Consider the following 6,659-nt stretch of genomic DNA (forward strand, 5'->3'; position numbering starts at 1 on the left):
GGACCACAGACCTGCGTTGCGTGCAAATAGGTACCCACCCGAGACTTCGGCGAAACGCCCGACGAACGTCTTCCGGCGATTCGCTACCGCGGCTGGTCGATGGCGTGGCGCAGGTTGGTCAACCAGGTGAGGTGACCGCCCAAGGCGACCCGTCCGGCCGCCGAGAGCCGCAGCCAGGTCCTGGGTCGCCGCCCGACCGGCCCTTTCCGGATTTCAGATCGGCGTGGCACCGCTGTCCTACCGCCTCGACTACTCGCTGTCCGTCGGCGAGGGTTTCGTGACCGACAGGCTCGAAGTGACCGCGCGCGGGGAGAACCGGAGCCGTCAGCTGAGCCTCGCCCGCCTGCCCGACGGGACATGGACCATCGGCGCCAAGCACCAGGGCACGGTGGATCTCCCGGATCCAGGCGGTGACCCCGCAGCCGTCACGGGAGCTGCGACCTGGGCCGTTCCCCGCTCACCAACGTCATGCCGCTGCGCCGTCACAACCTCCACCAGAAGCCCGGCGCGGTCGATTTCGCCTCGCCCGCGGCCGTGACCTATGCCGAAGCTCGTACCGAGGAAAGGAATGCGTCCGGAAGGGCCACTTGTGCGACTTCGGACGCACAAAGCTGCGGGACACCTACGAAAGTCGCATTCTCGCGGACAGGACAGCGACGCGACATTCGCGAGGAGTATTCACTTTATTGACGCGGCCCCCTCATCGCGCGCCATCCGGTGACCGTCCTGGGCTGCTCAGACCGCTGGCACACCGAATCACGCCGGGTTCCGCACCAGCCGAGTTATCGGCATGGACAACGTGGCCGTCTCCGATAGACCCACCATCGAGCGTCTCTCGCGTTGTCGACAGCCGCGCATGAGAGCTAATGTTCCGGCCCCTGCCACCCACCTGAAGAAAGACAAAAGTACTCACATTCAGCCCCGGATCGTGCGACGTCACAGTTTCCTGGAGTTCACGCAATGAGTGTCATCTCCCGCGAGGACCACCCCGCTCTTGTCACGGATTCTGCCGGCTATATAGGCCGCGATGGTGAGATCAGGGACCTGCTGCGGCTTCTGGCCTCCGAGCGGCTGGTGACCGTCGTCGGTGCGCCCGGGGTCGGTAAGACGCGGCTGGTGCGCCGGGTCATGACCGAGGCCGGGGCGCGCCGAGGGGACGAGGTGGTGTTCGTCGATCTGACCGAAGTACGTGATCCGGCGCTGGTAGGACACACGATCGCGGTGCACGTCGGCTTGCCGGGCGGGTCCGCCACCCCGATCGACAATCTGCTGAACACCCTGCGCGACCGCCGGATGCTGCTGGTCCTGGACAACTGCGAGCACCTGATCCGTGTCTGCGCGGACGTGGCTTCCAGAATTCTGGAGGCATGTCCGGCGATCGTGCTCCTGATGACCAGCAGACAGCCTCTCGCGTCGCCAAGAGAGCGGCTGTTCCCCCTTGCCCCCATGCCGGTGCCGGACAGGGACGCGCCGTGCACACTGGCCGAGATCGAGGCCTTCGACGTCGTGAAGCTGTTCGTGGACAGGGCCCGTTCGGTCGTGCCGTCATTCTCGGTCACCCGCGACAACCGTGACGAGATCGCTCGGCTGGTGCGCGAACTGGACGGGCTCCCGCTGGCCATCGAACTGGCGGCGAGATGGATGCGGTCCCTGTCGGTCGGGCAGTTGTCGGAACGTCTCGATTCCCAGCTGCGGTTCCTGGGAGCCAGGCAACGGCACAGGTCGCCCTGCACGAGGTCGCTGCGGGACACTCTCGCGTGGAGTTACGATCTGTGTTCCCCGGACGAGCGGCTGTTGTGGGCACGGGCGTCCGTCTTCGCCGGGACGTTCGATCTGCACGCTGCCCGCTCCGTGTGCCATGACGGCGCGCTGGGGGCCGAGCGTGTCCCGGAGGTACTCCGGTCCCTGGTGGACAAGTCCGTGTTCATGGCCGAACGTCACGGCGACGGTCTCCGGTACCGGCTGCTGGAGTCGCTTCGCGAGTACGGCGCGGAGCACCTCGCCGACGAGCAGGAGGTGCGGCGGCGCCACCGTGACCACTACGCCCGCCTGGCGACCCGGCTGCACCGCGCCCGTGGCACCTCAGCCTCACTACCGCAGTGCCATGACCTGCGAACGGATCACCCGAACTTCCGGGTAGCGCTACGATTTTGTTTGGACACGCCCGGCGAGGCCGCGGCCGGTTGGCGACTCGCCTCGAACCTGGACGTGTACTGGCAAGCGTGCCGGGCCCAGGCCGAGGGCCGGGACTGGCTCGACCGGCTGCTCAAGGCAGGGCCGGGTGACGGGCCGGGGCGCGCGGAAGCGGTGTTGTGCGACGCGCACTACGCCGTGATCGTCGGCGACTTCGCCCGTGGCACGGAGCTGCTGGACGAGGCACGAGAACTCGCACAACACGGCGGGGCACGCGATGTAGCGGCGCGGGCGCGCTACATGTCCGCCATGCTGGCCACGTTCACCGGCGACTTGGGCCAGGCCACCACGGAATTCGCCGTCCTGGTCGAAGAGTTCCACGCGAGCGGTGACCGGCAACGGGAACTCGCCAGCATCTATCACCTCGGCTGGTGCACGGCCTTCACCGGCGACTCTCGCCGCGGACGCGAGATCCTGCGCGACGGGCTCGCCGACAGCGTCGAGCACGACGAACTCTACAGCCAGAACTACCTGCTGGACGCCCTCACCCGCGTCGACGCCGAGTACGGCACCCCCGCCGAGGCGGCGGCCACTCTCCGGCAACTCCAGCACACCACGGCACAGACCGGGATGTGTCCCCTCGCCGGGGACACCCTCGCCGCCATCGGCTGGGTCGCCGGACGGCTCGGCGACCACACACGCGCCGCCGTGCTCTACGGCGCCGCCGAAACCGCCAGCCGCGAACACGGATTCGCCATGCACGCACTGGCCCTGTTCACCGCCCCTCATCACCGGCACGTGAATCGCGCCCGCGTCGCGCTCGGCGAAAGCGAGTTCCGCCGCCACCACACCATCGGCGAATCCATGACAGCACCGCAAAGACTCACCTACGCGCTCGATCCCGAATCGACGAACACCTGCGGCCGACGCACAGGGCGGTCCACCGACGGCGAGCCCTCACTCAGCCGACGGGAACTCGAGGTAGCCGATCTCGTCCGCCGCGGCCTCACCAACCAGCAGATCGCCGAGCACCTGACCCTCTCCCCGCGCACCGTGCAGACCCACATCACCCATATCCTGAACAAACTCGACTTCCATACCCGGACTCAGATCGCCGTCTGGACCACCCAGCAGATCCAGGCCGCACTCAAAGCCTGACCTGAAGGCGGACACGCAGCGCCGTGGGGAGCAGTGACATTTCGCGTCATCTCCTTTTGGCCCAAGAATTCTTGTCCGATCACCACTCCAGGAACCACCGGACTCGGTACGCGGATCCGGTCGGGGAATTCCCATCTCCTCTCCCCCAGCGAAGCAGTGCAGGCCATCCATCGGCTCAGGTAGTGACAGCGCTGCACGGCTTAATTCCTGCGCCGACACGGCTCGACTGGTACGACATCACGTTTCTGTCGGCAAGGACTTCCTGCGCCGCATGATCAGCGGAACCACAGCCTCGATGACCAGTGGCCTGCCGGCAATCGATGTGCAACCTAAAAGATTCGACCCGTTGCCCGGGGCAGATTCTTCCCCGCTGCCCGGAGGGGGAACCAAGAAGGACCAGCGAAAACCGGCCCCTCACCAGGGAAATCAGGCGAGGGGCCGGTGCCGTGTTGTGCGGCTGAAACCGGTGCCCACGGGTGGCCACCCCAGTACGCCCCCAAATCTCGTGGCACGTGGCATCGACCGGCGCCATTCGTCCGAGTCAGTGTCCTCCGTCCAGCCCGGGGCCTGTTCGATCCGCTGATGCGCGGCGGATTCCAGCCGGCAATCACCTTGGCGTAGTGCTGTTGCAGCAGCGCCACGGAGTGCCCGGCCCACTCGGCGCACTGGCATTGGCCCACCGGAAACCCCGACCACCGGTAGCCGAAACATCACGCCGTTCACCCGTCGCGGTGAGCGGCACGAACCCTCGTGTTACGTCCTGCTCTGGCTGGTGTCACGGCGTGTTACCGCTGGTGGGGCTACCTGTCAGTAGTCGAGATGGCCACTCTTGTAACGCTCCACGCGCGGTGACCGATCCGCTACTCTGATCGGCGCGACTGAATAGGCCGCACCGATCAGCACCGCAACGCACCGGCGAGGGGTTCAAAGGGGTGGACGCGTGGCAGACACTGCCGTGCCTGACAAGGACAACTGGCTTGGAGACATCATTCTTCGAGTCAAGGACCCGATCGGGTATGAGGTCGACAAGGCGACAGCCGCCGAAATCGCGACCAACGCCCAAGTGCAGCAAGCCGCACACGGCCCGGGCATCTACCTCGACCGCGACCACGCCGAACAAATGGTCAAACAAGCTACAGGCATTTTGAGGCAGCTGGAGAACGATCAGCGTGTTACTCAAGCTTTGGAGCGAATGAAGTCCGCCGCCGAGGATCCGGTAAGCCTGGGGTTCACTAAAGCCGCCACCTGGAACGGTGGACAACCGGGGGCGTTCGCGTATGGGGCGGGCCATGTTCGCCTTGAGATACTTTACCTCGGAGAATTGATCAGGCGACTCGAGAAGGCGCTAGGTCGAACTTCCGAAAACGACCATGAATCCGGAAAAAACCTTGGCGGCGCTGTTCAAGAGGGAGACTACTAGCAATGTGGCGGCAGTTCATTGTTACCACAGTTTGTGCGGCGGCGGTATTCACGGTCGCATCCTGTTCTGGCAGAGATACCAACTCTGACCCCTTGACCTCCGCCCCGCCAACGACGGCAAACGAGACGTCACGGCAGGCGTTGCCGTATGGGGATGCCCCGAAAGTTCAAACGCCGTTACCGGAATCGATTTTCTCCGGTGACCCCTGCGCGGATTCTCTCACCGCCGACCAAATCATGAAAACGTTGGGGAAGCCGGTAGATACCAAACGTGCAGATGAACCGTCGATCGGTCCGGGCTGCGACTGGCAAAACACCGCGACGACCGGCCACGTCATCATGGCCTACGCCACTAAGTTGCCGGGCGGCCTGAGTGCCATCTACAAAAACGTCAAGCCCAACGCGCTCAAGTGGGAACCGTTGACCGTGCAAGGTTTCCCGGCAGTCGCGTACGTGTCTCCCTCCGGCGGCTCACCCGACAAGTTCTGTCAGGTCAGCATTGGCGCAACCGACAACACCACCATCGAAATATCAGGGTTCCTCAGCTTGAACTCTCAAGGAAAAAAAGATCCATGTGATGCCGCGAAATCCACGGCGGACTTGGTCATGACGAGTCTTCGAGCCAAGGCGGGTGTATAGCTCGTGTCATGGCTGTCTGATCGTATTGAGGGTGCCGGGAGAGCCTTGTCTGGCTTGGGTAAGTCCATGGGCGGCACCTTGGGGGATGTCGTGAAGTGGACCGGCAAAGTGTTGACCGGAGATGTCGGTGCCCAGCCCGTTCCGGTCCCTGAATTCGTCGCGAAGGTGCATGCGGGCAGCTCCAGTCCCTGGCACGAGGCCGCTACGCAAGCGGAGCAGGCCGCGAAAGGGCAAGGCAACCACGCCGGAACCCTCCGGCAGATCATCGGCGGCTTGGAGTCGTCTTGGTCCGGTACGGGCGCCGATGCCGCACGCGAGCGTATCCACAAGCTCTACACCGTGGCTGATTCGGCCGATCGGTCGATGAGCCGTAATCAACAGTCGGTGCTCACGGCGGCGTCAGGTTTCGAGCACACCAAGGCCACCCTGAAGCCGATGCCGCCGCGCCCGGACAAGAGTTTCGGCGACGTGATCTCGCCGTGGGATACCGATACCGAAAAGGCGATCAACGACTACAACGAAAAAGCGAAATTCAATCTCACGGCTTATAAGGGCTACGAAAGTCAACTCAAGCAGACCCAGAGCGGTTTGCAAGGCGACTACGGACAGCTCGGGTTTTATGACGGCGCGGATATCGCGCTAGTGCCCCCACGCAAGGGCGGCGTGACCCCGCCGCCGGGGCACCCCTCGCCCTCTCCGGGTGTGGAGGGGCGTAGCGACGGGGACAGCGGCGGCTATGTGGGTAGTTCGGGGTTCACCCCGTCTCCGGCACCCGGCCACACCCCCGGACAGGTCACCCCCGGCACCGGTTCCCACCTCGGGGCCGGTAGCGGCGTGGGAACTGATCACACCACTACCTCGGGTTACAACCCTGCCGCGCGTGATGGGCTCTCTGCCCCGACCATCCCCGCACCGTCGAACGGCCCGAGCGTCAACGTACGGGGCGAGACCGGCTTAGGCGTCGGTGGCGGTGTCTTTCCCGGCGCGCCCGGTTCCGCCGCGGGTGGGCCTGGTGGACGCGCGGGCGGTGGTGTGCCGGGTGCGGGTCGCGGCAGCGGCGCGGGCGTCCTTGGCGGCCCGAGCGCGGGCGAGACCGGTCGGGCGGGTTCCCGGTTGGCCGGGGCGGGTCCCCCGGCCGCGCCCCGCGGCGCGATGGCACCCGGCGCGCGCGGCAACAAGAGCGAGGACAGCGAGCACGCCCGTAAGTACGGGGTGGATGAGGAACCGATCACCATCGCCGATATCGATCCCGAGACCGGATATCCGGTCGTGCCGCCGACCATCGGCACGTAACCACTTTCCCTTGACAC

General features: G+C 65.4%; 5 protein-coding genes. All 5 read left to right on the forward strand.

Annotation, left to right across the window (positions count from 1 at the left end):
- Positions 1 to 223 precede the first annotated feature (223 nt).
- The 5 genes from CFP71_RS43910 (at position 224) to CFP71_RS41600 (ending at position 6,642) form a co-directional block, all read left to right on the forward strand.
- Positions 224 to 538 carry a putative glycolipid-binding domain-containing protein gene (locus tag CFP71_RS43910; protein WP_244200030.1) on the forward strand — a complete coding sequence of 105 codons (315 nt, stop codon included), beginning with the start codon at positions 224 to 226 and terminating at the stop codon, positions 536 to 538.
- Between the two features lie 422 nt (positions 539 to 960).
- Complete coding sequence (locus tag CFP71_RS41580; protein WP_093939369.1) at positions 961 to 3,291, forward strand: ATP-binding protein; 2,331 nt, start codon at positions 961 to 963, stop codon at positions 3,289 to 3,291.
- Between the two features lie 940 nt (positions 3,292 to 4,231).
- On the forward strand, positions 4,232 to 4,711 hold the full coding sequence (locus CFP71_RS41590; protein WP_093939370.1) for a hypothetical protein: 480 nt from the start codon (positions 4,232 to 4,234) through the stop codon (positions 4,709 to 4,711).
- 2 nt (positions 4,712 to 4,713) lie between these two features.
- A complete protein-coding gene (locus CFP71_RS41595; protein ID WP_093939371.1) occupies positions 4,714 to 5,349 on the forward strand; it encodes a DUF3558 domain-containing protein in 636 nt (211 codons plus the stop codon).
- A 66-nt stretch (positions 5,350 to 5,415) separates the two neighbouring features.
- On the forward strand, positions 5,416 to 6,642 hold the full coding sequence (locus tag CFP71_RS41600; RefSeq protein WP_093939372.1) for a hypothetical protein: 1,227 nt from the start codon (positions 5,416 to 5,418) through the stop codon (positions 6,640 to 6,642).
- The last annotated feature ends 17 nt before the right edge of the window (positions 6,643 to 6,659 follow it).

Source organism: Amycolatopsis thailandensis, from assembly GCF_002234405.1.
GTDB lineage: Bacteria > Actinomycetota > Actinomycetes > Mycobacteriales > Pseudonocardiaceae > Amycolatopsis > Amycolatopsis thailandensis.

Coding starts and splice junctions, on each gene's coding strand:
- CFP71_RS41580 (WP_093939369.1), top strand. CDS start 961: ATGAGTGTCATCTCCCGCGAGGACCACCCCGCTCTTGTCACGGATTCT.
- CFP71_RS41595 (WP_093939371.1), top strand. CDS start 4,714: ATGTGGCGGCAGTTCATTGTTACCACAGTTTGTGCGGCGGCGGTATTC.
- CFP71_RS41600 (WP_093939372.1), top strand. CDS start 5,416: ATGGGCGGCACCTTGGGGGATGTCGTGAAGTGGACCGGCAAAGTGTTG.